This is a genomic window from Arthrobacter sp. Ha26, from assembly GCF_059091705.1.
The window spans coordinates 257087-272321 of sequence record NZ_JBNHGX010000005.1 but is presented as its reverse complement, the minus strand read 5'-3'; the positions used below and the strand labels follow the sequence as shown (position 1 = coordinate 272321).

The 15235-nt window shown below is 65.5% G+C and carries 13 protein-coding genes; 9 read left to right on the top strand and 4 right to left on the bottom strand.

Going from position 1 to position 15235, the window contains the following annotated elements; all coding sequences use genetic code 11:
* The first annotated feature begins 131 nt into the window (after positions 1-131).
* Positions 132-395: a DUF3072 domain-containing protein gene (locus AC5RVY_RS13945; protein ID WP_493955300.1), complete on the top strand. Its 264-nt coding sequence runs from the start codon at positions 132-134 to the stop codon at positions 393-395.
* A 66-nt stretch (positions 396-461) separates the two neighbouring features.
* Here AC5RVY_RS13945 and AC5RVY_RS13940 read toward each other — a convergent pair whose 3' ends face one another.
* Entirely contained in the window at positions 462-665 is a 204-nt protein-coding gene (locus tag AC5RVY_RS13940; RefSeq protein WP_493955299.1) for a hypothetical protein, read from the bottom strand.
* A 313-nt stretch (positions 666-978) separates the two neighbouring features.
* On the opposite strand from AC5RVY_RS13940, the gene AC5RVY_RS13935 reads away from it, so the two are divergent.
* A complete protein-coding gene (locus AC5RVY_RS13935; RefSeq protein WP_493955298.1) occupies positions 979-2313 on the top strand; it encodes a glycosyltransferase family 87 protein in 1335 nt (444 codons plus the stop codon).
* Positions 2314-2374: 61 nt separating this feature from the next.
* Entirely contained in the window at positions 2375-3598 is a 1224-nt protein-coding gene (locus tag AC5RVY_RS13930) for a glycosyltransferase 87 family protein (protein ID WP_493955297.1), read from the top strand.
* Positions 3599-3638: 40 nt separating this feature from the next.
* On the opposite strand, the gene mptB is transcribed toward AC5RVY_RS13930, so the two are convergent.
* Entirely contained in the window at positions 3639-5234 is a 1596-nt protein-coding gene (mptB, locus tag AC5RVY_RS13925; RefSeq protein ID WP_493955296.1) for a polyprenol phosphomannose-dependent alpha 1,6 mannosyltransferase MptB, read from the bottom strand.
* Positions 5235-5469: 235 nt separating this feature from the next.
* On the opposite strand from mptB, the gene AC5RVY_RS13920 reads away from it, so the two are divergent.
* Positions 5470-7002, top strand: a complete 1533-nt coding sequence (locus AC5RVY_RS13920; protein ID WP_493955295.1) for a SulP family inorganic anion transporter — start codon at positions 5470-5472, stop codon at positions 7000-7002.
* A gap of 21 nt (positions 7003-7023) precedes the next feature.
* Here the strand turns inward: AC5RVY_RS13920 and AC5RVY_RS13915 are convergent, their stop codons facing one another.
* Entirely contained in the window at positions 7024-8175 is a 1152-nt protein-coding gene (locus tag AC5RVY_RS13915) for a GGDEF domain-containing protein (protein WP_493955294.1), read from the bottom strand.
* Between the two features lie 146 nt (positions 8176-8321).
* Here AC5RVY_RS13915 and AC5RVY_RS13910 point away from each other — a divergent pair, with 146 nt between their 5' ends.
* The 5 genes from AC5RVY_RS13910 (at position 8322) to AC5RVY_RS13890 (ending at position 12684) form a co-directional block, all read left to right on the top strand.
* Positions 8322-8558: a zinc-ribbon domain-containing protein gene (locus tag AC5RVY_RS13910; protein ID WP_493955293.1), complete on the top strand. Its 237-nt coding sequence runs from the start codon at positions 8322-8324 to the stop codon at positions 8556-8558.
* A 349-nt stretch (positions 8559-8907) separates the two neighbouring features.
* Entirely contained in the window at positions 8908-10086 is a 1179-nt protein-coding gene (rsgA, locus tag AC5RVY_RS13905; RefSeq protein ID WP_493955292.1) for a ribosome small subunit-dependent GTPase A, read from the top strand.
* A 44-nt stretch (positions 10087-10130) separates the two neighbouring features.
* Positions 10131-10835 carry an alpha/beta fold hydrolase gene (locus AC5RVY_RS13900; RefSeq protein WP_493955291.1) on the top strand — a complete coding sequence of 235 codons (705 nt, stop codon included), beginning with the start codon at positions 10131-10133 and terminating at the stop codon, positions 10833-10835.
* A 109-nt stretch (positions 10836-10944) separates the two neighbouring features.
* The gene (locus AC5RVY_RS13895) at positions 10945-11376 is read left to right on the top strand and encodes a LexA family protein (RefSeq protein ID WP_493955290.1); all 432 of its coding nucleotides are present in this window, start codon (positions 10945-10947) and stop codon (positions 11374-11376) included.
* Positions 11377-11385: 9 nt separating this feature from the next.
* Positions 11386-12684, top strand: a complete 1299-nt coding sequence (locus tag AC5RVY_RS13890; RefSeq protein WP_493955289.1) for a Y-family DNA polymerase — start codon at positions 11386-11388, stop codon at positions 12682-12684.
* Positions 12685-12712: 28 nt separating this feature from the next.
* On the opposite strand, the gene treS is transcribed toward AC5RVY_RS13890, so the two are convergent.
* Entirely contained in the window at positions 12713-14932 is a 2220-nt protein-coding gene (gene treS / locus AC5RVY_RS13885) for a maltose alpha-D-glucosyltransferase (RefSeq protein WP_493955359.1), read from the bottom strand.
* Between the last annotated feature and the right edge of the window lie 303 nt (positions 14933-15235).

Below are 15235 nucleotides of genomic sequence, written 5' to 3'. Positions count from 1 at the left end.
GCAAGCCCCACCCGGGGCGATACATTGGAAATGGAAGGGAGTGCATCAGCCTCCCCTTCCGTCTGCCGTTCCACCCGGGCAGGCCCGCATAAGCAGGCGCGCTGTCAGTCCCGGAGCCTAGAATCTCCCCTATGGAGAATAACGATGGCAAAGAAACCCTTGGCAGCCCCACTCCCGAACCGGAAGCAGGACTCAACAGGGATCCTGAGGACTGGGTGACTGGCGACGAACCCATGACCGCGGCACAGCGAAGCTACCTCGATACGCTGGCGCGCGAAGCTGGGGAAGAACTGCCGGCTGATCTCAGCAAGGCGGAAGCCTCCAAGCACATCGACCGGCTGCAGCAGCGCAGCGGAAGAGTGTCAGGCGACTCCGGGGACGCCGGAGGGAACTAGGCACCCCCACAAACGGCGACGCCCCTCCTTAAACCGAGGCGCGAAGCGGTGTGGAGCGCTATTCGGCTACCAGGCCTGGTGTTCGCGGGTCAGGCCGAAGGGAACGGCGTCGCTGAGAGCCACTGTGAACTTGTCCACCCCGTGCCGGGTGACCAGGATGCCGTAACGCTTCCCGGCGAGTGCGTGGGCCTTGGCGGCCGTGACGGCGGCGTCGAGCTCGCTGTCCATGCTTTGGCGGTCGGCGACGGTGAGGGTCAGTGGAAAGTTCATGGGTCTAGCCTTTGTGGGTTGGGGGTCAGGGGCGGTACAAACATCTGCGCTCCCCAGGGCTGCAGAGGAAGTTGGGCATTGGTATGCCCAGTTCATGATGCCCCAGCAACGCAGCGCCAGCAACTTGAAAAATCAACTAAAAGATCAGCGCAGGTCAGAGGCCCGGCGGCGCGAGCACCCTGAAGCAATTACGGGCGCCAAAGCACCGTGAATTAGAGTTGGACAGGAGTGGACGCTGTTTCCGGACGGCTCCCATGCCCCTGAACCCCAGCCATGCGGCAGAACCCAAAGCCACCAGCACAATTCCACACGTGTGCCACGACCTGACAAGGATCCCGCCATTTCCACGGACGCTTTCTTCGGCAACCTCACCCGGATCCGCAACGTCATCCTTCCCGCACCTGTCCGAAACCGGCTGAGCACCGGGCGCGGCCTGTTGGGCGGCTTCATCGTGGTGCACCTGGTCTTCCTGGTCTTCGCAGCTTCCCTGTCGCTGCGCGGTGAAGCCTTCAGCGATACGTTCATCTACCGCGACTGGGCCATGGCAGGCTTCAACGACGCCAACCTCACCGGCGGTCCCAGCCCCTGGGTCTACCCCATCCTCGCGCTGATCCCCATGGCCATCGCGGGAATGGCCGGGCCCGGACCGTTCTTCTTCCTGTGGGTCCTGATGACCACCCTGCTCAACGGCTGGGCACTGTTGAAGCTGACCAACCGCGGCCGTGAGCGCCAGGCCATCCCCGCAGGCTGGTGGTGGCTCGTGTTCACCTTCCTTATGGGGTGGCTCGGCTTCGCCCGCGTGGACGGGCTTACCGCACCGCTGGTCCTCGTGGCCCTCGCCTACGGCGTGGGCCGGCCCTTCATCGCCTCCATCCTGCTGGCCATCGGCACCTGGGTGAAGGTCTGGCCTGCGGCCATCATGCTGGCCCTGTTCGCCGTGGTCCGGAACCGGATCCTGGTGGTGCTCGCCGGAATAGCGACGACGGCGGTGGTGGTTGCGCTTGCCGCTGCGGCGGGCAGCCTGCCGAAGCTCCTGAATTTCCTCACCCAGCAGGGCGACCGGGGCATGCAGCTCGAAGCCACCTTCACCACGCCCTGGCTTTGGCTGTCCGTCCTGAACGCGGGCGGCTCCCGGATGTACATGAACACGGCCATCAACTCCATGCAGGTTGACGGCCCCGGCACGGCGCTGATGTCCGTGCTGATGCAGCCGCTCCTGGTCCTGGCGGCCCTGCTGGTGACCGGGCTGACGTTCTGGGCGCTGCACAACGGAAAGATCAGCGGCGGCGTGGACCGGACGGAGCTGCTCCTGGCCGGTGCCCTCACTCTCGCCACGGCGTTCGTGGTCTTCAACAAGGTGGGTTCCCCGCAGTTCATGGTGTGGCTGGCGCCCGCGGTTGCCGTTGGGTTGGCCCACAGCTGGCGCGAGTGGCGGGTTCCGGCCGCCATGCTGATCGTCATCGCCGTGGCCACATACTTCATCTACCCCCTGTTTTACGACGCCCTCAGCCACAACAACCCGTGGATGGCCCTGGTGCTGACCATCCGCAACGTCCTGCTGGTGGTGCTGTTCCTCTGGAGCGTCCGGCGCCTCTACCTGCTGGGCAAAAAGACCCCCGCACCCGCTCCTGCGCTCAAGGAGTCCTAAGATTTCCGCGACGTTCTTTGACCGCCTGGTCACCATCCGCACCAAAATCCTTCCCGCCAAGGTGGTGGATTGGTTCGCCCGCCCGTCCAGCGTGTGGTGGGGCTTCGCCGTCGTCCATCTCTACTTCCTGGGCTGGATGGCGTCCTTTTTCCTCAACGGCGATACGTTCAGCGATACCGAGCAGTACCGCCAATGGGCCCAGGACGGCTACAACCCGCAGGACCTGGACGGAAAGATCAGCCCGTGGGTGTATCCGGTGCTGGCCCAGCTCCCCATCTTCCTGGCGAACATCGGCGGGCCAAGCCTGTACCTGCTGGTCTGGTTCCTGATCATCACCTCCCTTAACGCGATCGGGCTCGCCTTCCTGACGCGCGGCCCGCGCAAAGTGAGCGGCATTGCCCCGGCCTGGTGGTTGCTCTTCTTCACCGTTTTTATGGGCTACCTCAGCTTCGCCCGGGTGGAAGGCATTACCGCCCCCATCGTGCTGGTTGCCCTGTTGTATGCGGCGCAGCGGCCCGTGGTGGCGGGCGTCCTGCTCAGCATTGCCACCTGGATCAAGGTGTGGCCGGCAGCCGTGCTGGTGCCCATTGTGATTGCCAGCCGGAAGCGGATCCAGGTGGTCCTCGCCGGCGTCGCCGTAACAGCGGTGGTGGCAGTGGGAACCTGGCTGTCCGGCGGGCTGCGCCACATCCTGGACTTCCTCCTGAACCAGGGCGAGCGCGGCATGCAGCTGGAGGCAACGTTCTCCACACCGTGGGTCTGGCTGAGCGTTCTCAATATCGCCGGGTCCAGGATGGCGGACAACACCGCCATCAACTCCACCGAGGTCTACGGCCCGGGCGCCGGCACGGCAGCGTTCCTGATGCAGCCGCTCCTGATCCTCGCCGCCCTCGTGGCCGCCATCCTCCTGGTCCGGGCGCTGAAACGCGGCGCGGAGCGGGAGGAGCTGTTCCTTGAAGGTTCGCTCATGATGGTCACGGCGTTCATCGTGTTCAACAAGGTGGGTTCGCCGCAGTTCATCATCTGGCTGGCACCGGTGATCATCGCCGGCCTCACCCATGACTGGGAGCGGTGGAAGGTACCGGCGGCCCTGCTCATGGGCATCGCGGTGACCACCTTCGTGATCTACCCGCTGTTCTACACGCCGCTCATCCACGCCCACCCCGTGATGGCCGCGATCCTCACCACACGGAACGTGCTCCTGGTGGTGCTGCTCTGGTGGTCCGTGAAGCGCACGGCGGAACTGGGCCGCAAGTCCCCGGCCGCGGTGCCCGCGGGCGCCTAGTTCTGGGCGCCAGCAAGCAGTGCCAGCGCCTCCTGGTTGCCTAGTGCGGCCGCGTGGCCTGGTACTTTTCACGCCGCTCCAGCACCCAGTTCCAGCCGCGCTTGGCCAGGTCCCAGGGCTTCGCCTCGATGAGAAGCTTCCGTGTATGCACATCGAGGAATAGAAGGTAGAACGTAAATGCCAGGGCGGTGATGAACGCCAGGGACGACGCGTCGATGGGCAGTTCCACAAAGGACCACACGGAGAGCTGGTCCTGCGCGCCGAACACCACAAAGAACGTGACGCCCACGTAGAAGGACCGGATTTGCCAGTCGTCGCGGATGCCGGTAACAGCCAGGAAGGGCACGAACCAGAGGATGTACCAGGGCTGGATGATGGGTGAGAGCATCACGACGGCGGTGAACGCCAAGGCCATCCGCCGCACCGCGCGGGAGTAGTCACCGCGGAACATGAGCAGCACCACCAGCCCGATGGCGGCATATTTCATGCCGGTCCGCAGCAGGGTGGCGAAGGTGCCGCCAGGCAGTCCCAGCACGTTGGCCAGGAACTCCACCTGCTGGCCCAGGAAGCCGGAGGGCGAGTAGCCCGTGTAGCCGGGGGTGCCGTCCATAATGGCCCAGGTCCAGCCGAGTCCCAGGTTGTACGGGATCCCGCTGAGGGCCAGCACACCGAAGCTGATGCCCGCCGTCGCCCCCCAGATCAGGAACTTGCGCGGCCAGGAGGCGGACGGCCCGGCCCACATCACGCCAATGAACGGCAGCAGGAGCACGGTGATGGGCTTAATTCCTATGGACGCCGTGACCAGGAGGATGCCCGCCAGGTACCGGCGGGTTGCGGCGAAGTAGACCCCGGCGACGGCGAGTCCCACCATAAGGGCATCGTTATGCGCACTGGCGATGAAGCTGATCAGGAACAGCGGGTTGGCCACGGCAATCCAGAGCGCCCGCGCACCGTTAATGCCGTGCAGCTCAGCGAGCTTGGGCACGTAGATCACGCAGAGCAGCACGCCCACGCCGGCCAGGAGGCGGAAGAGCAGCACGGACGCATCCGGCTGGGCTCCGGTCAGCCCGACGACGCCCCGCGCCAGCCAGAGGAAGTAGGGGCCGTAAGGGGTCCTGTTCTCAGCCCAGGCCGGGTCCGCGCCGAGCGCGAACCAGTTGTTGAGCGTGGAGATGCCCACCTGGTACGGGTTTTGGCCTTCCATCACCAGCCGGCCCTGGCCGGTGTAGGCGTAGACGTCCCGCGAAAAGACGGGCACGCAAAAGAGCAGGGGCAGGGACCAGGCGGAGATGGCGATGACCACGGACCGCAGCGACGTGGCGCCCCAGTCGGAAAGACGCTGCCCCAGCCGCAGCCAGGACCGCATCAGCACCATGGCGCCCACTGTCAGCAGCACGGTGGAAACTGTCACGCCCCAGCCTTCGGTGCGCAGCGCGATGACGATGGGCTGGCGGATCATGGGCGAGCCGTTGGCGATCCAGCCGGTGCCGATGGAACCCACGAACATCATGAGGGCGCCAAGGAATCCTTCGATGGTTGCCACAAAGGCCCGGCGTTTTGCAGGCTCGGCGGCCACAGCGGACGTCACGGCAGACTGGCTTTCCGACGTCCCGAGGTGTGCACCGCCTGCCGTCATGTGTGTTGGTCCCCTACTTCGTTACGGCGCTGGCTGCACCAGCGAAAAGGCCGCCCTGCAACCCGGCTATTTTATCAGCCGTGATTCAGCCTGCTCCCGGATGACGTCCCCCGGGTTCCACACTTACACAACGTGGCCAGGTGCAGGGCCCGTCGCGGGTCCGCGTAAAGTTGGAGGCGCAAACGCGCGCAGGCCACGGCCGCCGCGCTTCCAATGCCCCGATTGGAGCCGGACCATGGCTGTTACCACTGCCGCCAACAGGGCACCCCTGCCCCAGCAACTGCAGTCCGTGCACGCCACGCTTCGGTCCCCGCGCAGGCTCAAAACCGAAGCCCTGGCGGGCCTCGTCGTGGCGCTGGCCCTCATCCCCGAGGCCATCGCCTTCTCGGTGATTGCCGGCGTCGACCCGCGGATCGGCCTGTTCGCCTCCTTCACCATGGCCGTGACCATCGCGTTCGTGGGCGGCCGGCCCGCCATGATCTCCGCAGCCACCGGTGCCGTGGCACTGGTGATCGCGCCCCTGATGCGCAGCCACGGGCTGGACTACCTGATTGCCGGGGTGATCCTGGCCGGCGTCTTCCAGATCCTCCTCGCCGTGGCCGGTGTGACCCGTCTGATGCGCTTCATCCCCCGTTCGGTCATGGTGGGCTTCGTCAACGCCCTGGCCATCCTGGTCTTCCTGGCCCAGTTGCCCGAATTGATCGGCGTTCCGTGGCTGGTCTACCCGCTCGTGGCCGCCGGGCTGCTGATAGTGGTGGGGCTGCCGAAACTTACGACGGCGGTGCCATCACCCTTGGTGGCCATCGTGGTGCTCACCGTTGTTGCCGTACTGGCGGGGCTGGACGTGCCCACGGTCAGCGACAAGGGCGAACTGCCCCAAAGCCTGCCCACCTTCTTCCTCCCCAACGTGCCGCTTACCTGGGAAACCTTCCAGATCCTGGCACCGTTCTCGCTGTCCATGGCGCTGGTGGGCCTGCTCGAATCCCTGATGACCGCCAAGCTCGTGGACGACATCACGGACACGCGCTCCAACAAGACCCGCGAATCGTTGGGCCAGGGCGTGGCCAACATTGTCACCGGGTTCCTCGGCGGCATGGGCGGCTGCGCGGTGATCGGACAGACCATGATCAACGTCAAGGGCTCCGGTGCACGCAGCCGCGTCTCCACCTTCCTGGCCGGCGTCTTCCTGCTGGTCCTCGTGGTGGTGCTGGGCGACGTTGTGGGCCTGATCCCCATGGCAGCCCTGGTGGCCGTGATGATCTTTGTTTCCGCCATCACTTTCGAGTGGCACTCCATCGCGCCGCGGACACTGCGGACCATGCCGAAATCCGAAACCGCCGTGATGCTGATCACCGTCGGGGTGGTAGTGGCCACGCACAACCTGGCCATCGGTGTCGGCGCAGGGGTGCTCGCGGCCATGGCCATGTTCGCCCGCCGGGTGGCCCACTTTGTCACCGTTGAGCGGACCGTGCTCGAGGTTAACGGTGCAAAAGTTGCCACGTACACGGTGGACGGGGAGCTGTTTTTCGCCTCGTCCAACGATCTCTACACCCAGTTCGAATATGCCCTGGATGCCGACCCGGAGATCACCCGCGTGGTGGTGGACCTGCACGCCTCGCACCTCTGGGACGCGTCCACCATCGCGGTGCTGGACGCCGTGACGGAAAAGTACCGCCGCCACGGCCGCGAGGTGGAATTGATTGGCCTGAACTCCGCCAGCATCCAGATGCGCGAGCGGCTGGCCGGAAAGCTCAATGCCGGGAACTGAACAGCCCCTGCGGTGACGGCGCTAGCGCATCTTGTCGCTGCGGGCCGTCTGGTTCCTGCCCAGTGATTTGGCCCGGTACAAGGCGGCGTCCGCGGCGGCGATGAGGTGGTCCACGTCTGTAGTGCCGGCGTCGTAGGCGGAGATCCCGTAACTGACGGTGGGCATCTCCATTCCGTCCGCGGCCGGGGCCGCGGCCAGGCGCCGGCTGATCTCCTCGGCTATGTTTTCTGCCCGTTCGGCATTGGTGCCGGGCAGGAGGAGGACGAACTCTTCGCCGCCGTACCGCCCCACCAGGTCGGTGGACCGGACGGTGGCGCTGCAGGCGTTTCCGAAGGACTGCAACGCTACGTCGCCGGCGGCGTGGCCATAGGTGTCGTTGACGGCTTTGAAATGGTCGAGGTCGGCCAGGATGAGTGTGCCGGAGCCGCGGGTAGTGGCGAGGTCGGCCAGCTGCTCGGCTGCCAGGTCCAGGAATGCCTTGCGGTTGAGCAGACCGGTGAGGTCGTCACGGGAGGCCACGACGCGCAGGGCCCTGGTCTGCTGTTCGCTGCTCAGGGCGGCCATGCTGAACGAGACCACCACCAGCAGCACCATAGTGACCAGGGTGGTAACGGCGGAACCGAACACCGTAACGAAGGTGGGGCCGTCCTGCCCCTCCACCAGGAAGGCCAGCCAGCGCAGGAAGTAGAAGACCGAGAGACCGCCGGCCGCCGCGGCCATGGGGATCCGGACGCGCGAATACCCCGGTTCCAGGCGCCACAGTTCATGGGACGCGAGCCCGATGGTAAGGCTCATAGCCGCCAGGAAGACCGGCCCCCCGGACCAGGTGTTGGTGGCCGGCTTGTCCAGTACTGAGGCGATCAGGGTGATCAGTGGAATGCCGCTAAAGGCCCAGCGGGGCGGCGGGACTGTCCGCAGTGAACGTGCCCCTGCCCAGACCGCCACGCCACCGTGGACCAGCAGGACGTTGCCCAGCGGATTGCCCCAGACCTGGTGTGGCGTGCCGTCCAGCAGGAAGCACACGGACCCGGACACAAAAAACACCAGCGCCAGGCACCACCAGCCGCTGTACGGCGAGCGCGTGATCCGGTACGCGGAGAAGTAGAAGAGGAACACCAGGACCAGCGCCATCAGGCCAAACGCGATTCTCAGGGTTGCGGTATCCAGAAGCATCTAAACGAAGTCCCCCCGAATGCGCCAAAAGCGTGCTGAACCCCAAGTATTGCACCGGTCCCGGAGGCTGTCAGGCCAACCACTTCAGCCTGTGCGGGGCCTAAGGTTGTTTGATAGTCCCCCGGACCACTCCGAAAGGCAAAAAGGTGCTTCTTCTCTTCGGTTTCAAGACGGTATTGAACGCTCTGCCCGGCAAACCGGCTACCTGCCCTCACTGCGGGTCCTTTGTGCACCACCGCCTTGAGGAGCGGGCCACAAAGTTCACCCTCTTCTTTATCCCCGTGTTCACCACGTCCCGGTCCTATCGCATCACGTGTACCAACTGTGGCTACGTTTCGAGCATTTCCGCGCGGCAGAAGCGGGCGCTGGAACTGCATCGCTAGGAATCGGCTTTCTCATTCCGGCTGTGCGGCGCTTTCACTTTTGCTCTGGTGGAGGCTTGCGGCCGGGGCTAGGGTGGGACCGGTCGGGACCTTCACTGGTGCCCGCCACATGCACGCCACGTGTAAGCCGGCGAGCTCCAGATACTTTCCAGGGACCGGTTCCGGGTCCTGCCGCGTAGAGAGGGAGGTGTTTTTGATGACTTTCACAGCCGTGCGCACTGAGCGCTCCGCATCCTTCGTCCAAACCCTTCCCCTGTGCCGCGCCTGCACCGCCTGACCTCACTGCGGAGCGCCGAAGCACCAAGGCTGCCAGCTGCCGGTGCAGGGGTGTTTTCCCCGAGGTATCACAGTGAGCATTCCTTCAGGCCACGTCCTGGCTTCGACTAACCCTTCAACCAGCACAGCACGTAACCCCACGTCAACAAACACAGGTCCCCTCCGCTACGGCTACACTCCCGCCGTCGCCCAGCACTTCGAGGACCATCCCCTGCCGGACGCCACCGAACGCGGCCGGGTGGTCCGCGTGGACCGCACCCTGCTCCTCGTCGCGGTGGGAGCCGACATCCTGCATCTGCCCTACCCACTGACCGGAGAGACGGCAGTGACCGGGGACTGGGTGTGGATCGGGCCCAACCGGGCCGGCGGGCGCCAGATCCTTGGCGTCCTTCCGCGCCGGTCGGAGCTCAGCCGCAAACGCGCGTTCGAGGACTCCTCCGCGGCGCAGGTCCTGGCCGCGAATATGGACATGGTGGGGCTTGTAGTGCCCGTGGACCGGCCACTGACCCACAACCGGCTGGAGCGGACCCTCGTGGCGGCGTGGGACTCCGGCGCCACTCCCCTGGTGATCATCACCAAGGCGGACCTCGCCGAAGTGGCGGACGACGTCGTCGGGAAAGTTGTCCTGCAGGCCGCCGGCGTGGAGGTGGTCACCACCTCGGCGGAAAGCGGCGACGGGATCGACGAACTCCTGCAGCAAATCCCTTCTGGCGGCACCCTCGTGCTCCTGGGTCCTTCCGGCGCGGGCAAGTCCACCCTCATCAACGCCTTGGTGGGGCACGAGGTCCAGCACACCGGGGAGGTCCGCCCGGGCGATTTCAAGGGCAAGCACACCACCACGTCGCGCGAGTTGGTGCCCCTCTCCAATGGGACGGTCCTGATGGATACGCCCGGGGTGCGGGGCTTCGGATTGTTCGACGCGGAGGACGGCATGGGTGAGATGTTCGGCGATGTGGAGGAACTGGCCGCCCACTGCCGGTTCTCGGACTGCGCCCACCACGGCGAGCCCGGCTGCGCAGTCCAGGCGGCCATCACCGACGGCGTGCTGGACGAGCGCCGCTGGCACAGCTACCTGAAGCTGCAGCGGGAACTGGCCGCCCTTGCCCGGCGCAGCGACGTTGCAGCCCAGCGGGCCTACCAGCGGGAATGGCACCAGAAGGTGGTATCAGCAGGAAAGTCACAGCGGTGGGCCGAGCGCGGCCTGGTGGAACGGCAGGAAAGGCCGGGCGGGAAGGACCGCAAGCGGCGCTGACCAATACGCGTTCAGTTCGTCCGCCCGGGTAGTAGGGTGCCGTCATGGACATCATCCTGGTACCCGGTTTCTGGTTGGACGCCTCATCCTGGGCGGAGGTGACACCCGTGCTGGACGCCGCCGGCCACCGCACACATCCGCTCACGCTGCCGGGACTGGAGTCCGTTGGCGCCGACCGTTCAGGCATCGGACTGCGGGACCATATCAACGCCGTGGCCGCCGCCGTCGATGCCCTGGAGGGCAAGGTGGTCCTCGTGGGGCATTCCGGTGGCGGGGCCATCATCCATGGTGCGGTGGACGCCCGGCCGGACCGGGTGGCGCGGGCCATCTACGTGGACAGCGGACCCTTGGGCGAAGGGGGCGTCATCAACGATGAATTGACGGCCGACGGCGACGACGTGCCGCTGCCGCCGTGGGAGGAGTTCGAGGACGCGGACCTGGTCGACCTCGACCAAGGCCTGCGCGAAGCCTTCCGTGTACGCGCCATTCCCCAGCCAAAGAGAGTGGCCTATGACCTGCAGCATCTGGGTAACGAGCGCCGGTATGACGTTCCGGCCACCGTGATCGCCTGCGAGTTCCCGTCCGCCATGCTCAGGGAGTGGATCGCCGCCGGCCATCCCTTTGTCGCCGAGCTCGCGCGGATGAAGGACGTCGAATACGTGGACCTGCCCACCGGGCACTGGCCCCAGTTCACGAGGCCGGCGGACCTGGGAGGCGCCATCCTCGCTGCGGTGGAGCGGACGCCCTGACCGCTCCCCTTGCGCATCCGCTTCACCTGGGTGAGCTGCCGCCGTCGTTATTGTCCGCGCTCCGCTGTACACTCAAGGTGTCGAACATATATTCGAATAAGGGTGTGTTGTGGGCGTCATAATCGGTCCCCGTGTGATAGATGCGGGACTCTCGTTGCAGCTGGCGTGGTTGTCCCCGATACCTGTGGCCGCCGGTTATCCTTCACCTGCCCAGGACTACTTCGATGGCCGGATAGACCTGAATGCACACCTGATCAAGGACATCACCAGCACCTTCGTGGTCCGGGTGACCGGCGACTCCATGGAGCGGGCCGGCATCAGTGACGGCGACGAGCTCATTGTTAACCGGGCCCTGGAACCCAAGGACGGGTCGGTGGTGGTGGCGGTGCTGGACGGGGAGCTGACCGTGAAGCGGCTGCGGATCACCGCCCGGGGCGTGGTGCTGCAGGCTGAAAACCCCAAATATCCGGACATCCTGGTGCCCGCACTGAGTGAGCTGACCATCTGGGGTGTGGCCACCCGGTGCCTGCACCATGTGTGAGGGGCGGCCATGACCAAGCCGGCAACGATGCGGCAGATGCCCGAGATCGCCCATGTGGACGTCAACTGTTTCTATGCCAGCGCCGAGCGCGTCTTCGACCCGTCATTGGAGGGCAAGCCGCTGATCGTGCTCTCCAACAACGACGGCTGCGCTGTCACCCGATCGCCCGAGGCGAAGGCGCTGGGAATTGGGGTGGGCGAGCCCTGGTTCAAGATCGCGCCCCGGGCCAAGGAATGGGGGTTGATCGCCAAGTCCAGCAACTATGAGCTGTACGGGGACATCAGCGCCAGGGTGATGGAGTTGCTGGGCCGCTACTCCGCCTGGCTGGAGGTGTACAGCATCGACGAAGCGTTCCTGGGGGTCAAAGGCACTCCGGAACACCTGCTGGAACTCGGCCGGACCATCAAGGCCGCCACCGCCAGGAATGTCGGCGTGCCGGTCTGCGTCGGCATTGCCCGCACCAAGACCCTGGCCAAGCTGGCCAATAAATGGGCCAAGCACAACCCGGCGTTCGGCGGCGTCTGCCGGTGGGACTCTGTTCCGCCGGAACACCGGGAGGCGCTGATGGCCAGGCTCTCCGTAATTGAAGTCTGGGGAGTGGCAACGCGGATCACCAAACGCCTGAACGCGATGGGCATCCACTCCATCCTGGACCTCAAGCACGCCGACCCCGTGAGGATCCGCGAGCGCTTCTCCGTGGTGATGATGCGGACAGTCCTCGAGCTGCAGGGCACCCCCTGCATCCCCATGGAGGAAGCGCGGATCGGCCGGGACCAACTGATCTTCTCGCGCTCGTTCTCCACCCCCATCACCACGGCGCACCACGTCCGGCAGGTCCTCAGCGTCTATGCCCAGATGGCCAGCGCGCGGCTGGCCAAGCACAGCCTGCAGGCCAAACTGCTCACCGCGTTCGCCGGAACATCACACTTCAACGCGCAGCAGACGTCCTTCCCCTCCGTCTGCGTCCCGCTGCCCATGCCGACGGCGGACCCCGTCATCCTCACCAGGGCCGCCCACGCCCTGCTGCCCTCCATCATCGAAGGCACCAAGTACGCCCGCGCCGGCATTATGGTCACGGACCTGCGGCCCAGCGGCAACCAGAAGCCGCTGGAACCCTTCGAAAACCCGCACGAGGAGAGGCACATCGGCCCGCTGCTGGAGGACATCACCCGCCGCTATGGCCGCGGCTCCATCGGACTCGGCCATGCAGGAATCCGCGGCGGCCCGGACTGGACCATGAAACGCGGAATGCGCTCCCCCCGGTACACCACGCACTGGGATGAGCTCCCCCTGGTCAAAGCTGCCTGATCCGGGCAGCTTTGACCAGGGCAGGAAACTACAGTGCTTCCGCGTTCTCCTCCTCGGCGGGGACCGGCTCCTCAATCAGCAGCGCCGTTCCCTGGTATGCGCCAAGTTCGATGAAGAAGCTGTGCAGGTCGTCCACCTGGCCCACAGTCTCCTCGGTGAACAGGTCCTTCACCCCCGCCCCGGCCTCCAGGTAGCTGGAGTTGACGCTGCCCATGATGCTTTCACCCGAGAAGTTCAGGACCGTCACCTGGATCTGTCCGGATGCCAGGCGGTGGACCATCACCAGGAGCCCGCGCTGGGAAACCTGCGGAACATCCAGGAGCACACCGGTGGCAATGCCCCATTCCTCACGCACCTTGAGGACCTTCTGGAGCCGGCGCGCGAAGGAGTGTTCGTCCTTGAGCTGTTCGGGCAGCGGGCCATAGAGGCTGCGCGCCCGGGGCATGCCCGAAGCCGAAACAGTGGCTTCAGCGTTGGTGCCCATCAGGTCGTGGGCACCCCTGTTGATCCACCGGGTATCGCCTTGCGCCGTGAGCTCGCGGACCTGGGCCCTGTCCAGCGTTGTCATGCCCACCATGTCCCAGCCGGACAGCGCGAAGACGCCGGGCTGCAGCGCGTTGTACATCGCCAGCAGCAGGTGGGCTTCCCGCACCGTGTCAATCTGCTCGGAGGTGAGGGAGGACAGGTCCTTGATCCCCAGCGCAGCGGTAATCACGCTGACCGTGGTGCAGGCAATGCCGTTGGTGGTGAACACGGCGTTGTACGGCCCGTTCTCCCCCGTCAGCGCGTTCCGCAGCGTCTCCTGCACATGTTCGGTCAGCTCAGTGCCGGTCAGTTCGTTGCCGGCGAGTTCGAAGACGTCGTCCTTGTGCCGGGTGGCGAAGTGCACCAGTTCGTAGGTCAGTTCATCGTGGTTCTGCAGCGCGTGCACCAGGGATGCCTGGTCCACGCCGATCTCCATCGCCAGGCGAAGGGTGAGGCGCAGGAACTCGGTGTCCTGGGTGACCAGGGCGTAGTGGTAGCCGGGGCGGGTGATGAAGTCGTAGGACAGGTCCGGCCCGGTTTCCGAGGTTGCCTTGATGTCATCGATGGTGAGGTTCAGTTCCTGGAAGGAGAAGCCACCCACCTTGCGCACCATGCTGCCGATCAGCTGGTTGGCTGCCTCCGAGAGCGGGTGCCCTTCCGACCAGCCGGGCTGCTCCGCCGCGCTCTTTTCCACGCCCAGGAAGCCGTTGGCATCCAGCCGCAGGGCACCTGTGCCCAGGTCAAGCAGCGAGTGCAGCGCATCGCCAACCACCAGGCGCATGCCGGAAAAGGTGGGATCCAGCCAGTTGATGGAAGGCTGCCCGGCCTTGAAATAGTGCAGGTACACCCAGCGGCGCTTCTGGCCGGTGGTGTCCACGATGGCCCGGGTGGCGCTCCAGTTCGTTTCCTTCACGCCCGGTTCATAGAAGATGACCCGTTGCAGCCGGCCGATGATATACCCCGCCTGCTGCAGTGCCTGCTCGGCGTCGGGGCTGATGTTGACTGAATCCTCGCCCGGGGGGACGTCCGGCAGCAGGTGCCAGTCCGATTCCGGGATGTCGATCATGTGGTAAATGCCCGGGTAATCGCGGTAGTTCATTTCGGCAAGGCGGAAGTCCGCACCCTTGCCAGTGTGCCCGGGCACGATGTCGTCGATGATGGTGCCGTCGTGCTCCCCGGCGACCTCGCACATGCGGCGGAACTCGTCCTCGGAGCCGAACAGCGGATCGATCGCCATGCTGATGCGGTCAAAGTGGCCGTCCACGCTCGGCGTTTCCCTCCACCCCTCCAGCCCGCCGGCCTTCTTCACGGGGCCGGTGTGGATGGCCCTGATCCCGATCTCCCGGAACGTCTTCCACAACTCCGGGTCACCGAGGGCCCCCAGGAAAGACTGCCCCGGAGTAGTCATAAAGGACAGCGGGTAGGCGGTAAACCACACGGAGGCGCGTTCGACGGCGGCGCGCGGGTTGGGGTGCGCGAACGAGTGCTGCCACATGCTCGCCTGACCGGAAAGTTGCCGGGCCAGGACGTTGGCGTCGCCGAGCATCGCCTGGTTCCGCAACCACTCCACGTAGGTTTTGTTCAGTCCGTCCAGTTCCAGCGACGGGGCATTGGCGAAGTACTGCCGACGGCGGGCCACGGGCCGCAATGCCTTGGGCCGGGCAGGGTAGAACTTTTCATCGAAGGTGATTTCCGGAACTTCCGGGGCCTCTGCCTCCTCCAGGCCTGTTTCCTCCGCGGCTTCTGCTGATTCCGCGGCTCCCGCGGCCTCTGCGGATTCCGTGACCTCGGCAGCCCCCACGCCAGCCTCATCGCCGGTTTCCCCGGCCTGTCCTACTGCATCGCCCTCAGAGACGCTGGTGGTTGCTTTTCCCAGATCAGACACTGAGTTCCTCCCTCAACTCGACTGCATCCCACTCTGCCACGATTCAGGCACGCGCCGGACGGCGCCTGCGTATGAATTTCGGATCAGTGGCGGTTCGGGATGTCCGTACCCTGATGAACGGGTGGACATGCAATGCTGCCG

Bases quoted from the DNA above. Each gene is read 5' to 3' on its own strand.
- AC5RVY_RS13920 (WP_493955295.1), top strand. From the start codon at position 5,470: ATGGCTGTTACCACTGCCGCCAACAGGGCACCCCTGCCCCAGCAACTG.
- AC5RVY_RS13890 (WP_493955289.1), top strand. From the start codon at position 11,386: ATGACCAAGCCGGCAACGATGCGGCAGATGCCCGAGATCGCCCATGTG.
- AC5RVY_RS13900 (WP_493955291.1), top strand. From the start codon at position 10,131: ATGGACATCATCCTGGTACCCGGTTTCTGGTTGGACGCCTCATCCTGG.
- AC5RVY_RS13940 (WP_493955299.1), bottom strand. From the start codon at position 665: ATGAACTTTCCACTGACCCTCACCGTCGCCGACCGCCAAAGCATGGAC.
- AC5RVY_RS13915 (WP_493955294.1), bottom strand. From the start codon at position 8,175: ATGCTTCTGGATACCGCAACCCTGAGAATCGCGTTTGGCCTGATGGCG.
- mptB (WP_493955296.1), bottom strand. From the start codon at position 5,234: ATGACGGCAGGCGGTGCACACCTCGGGACGTCGGAAAGCCAGTCTGCC.
- AC5RVY_RS13945 (WP_493955300.1), top strand. From the start codon at position 132: ATGGAGAATAACGATGGCAAAGAAACCCTTGGCAGCCCCACTCCCGAA.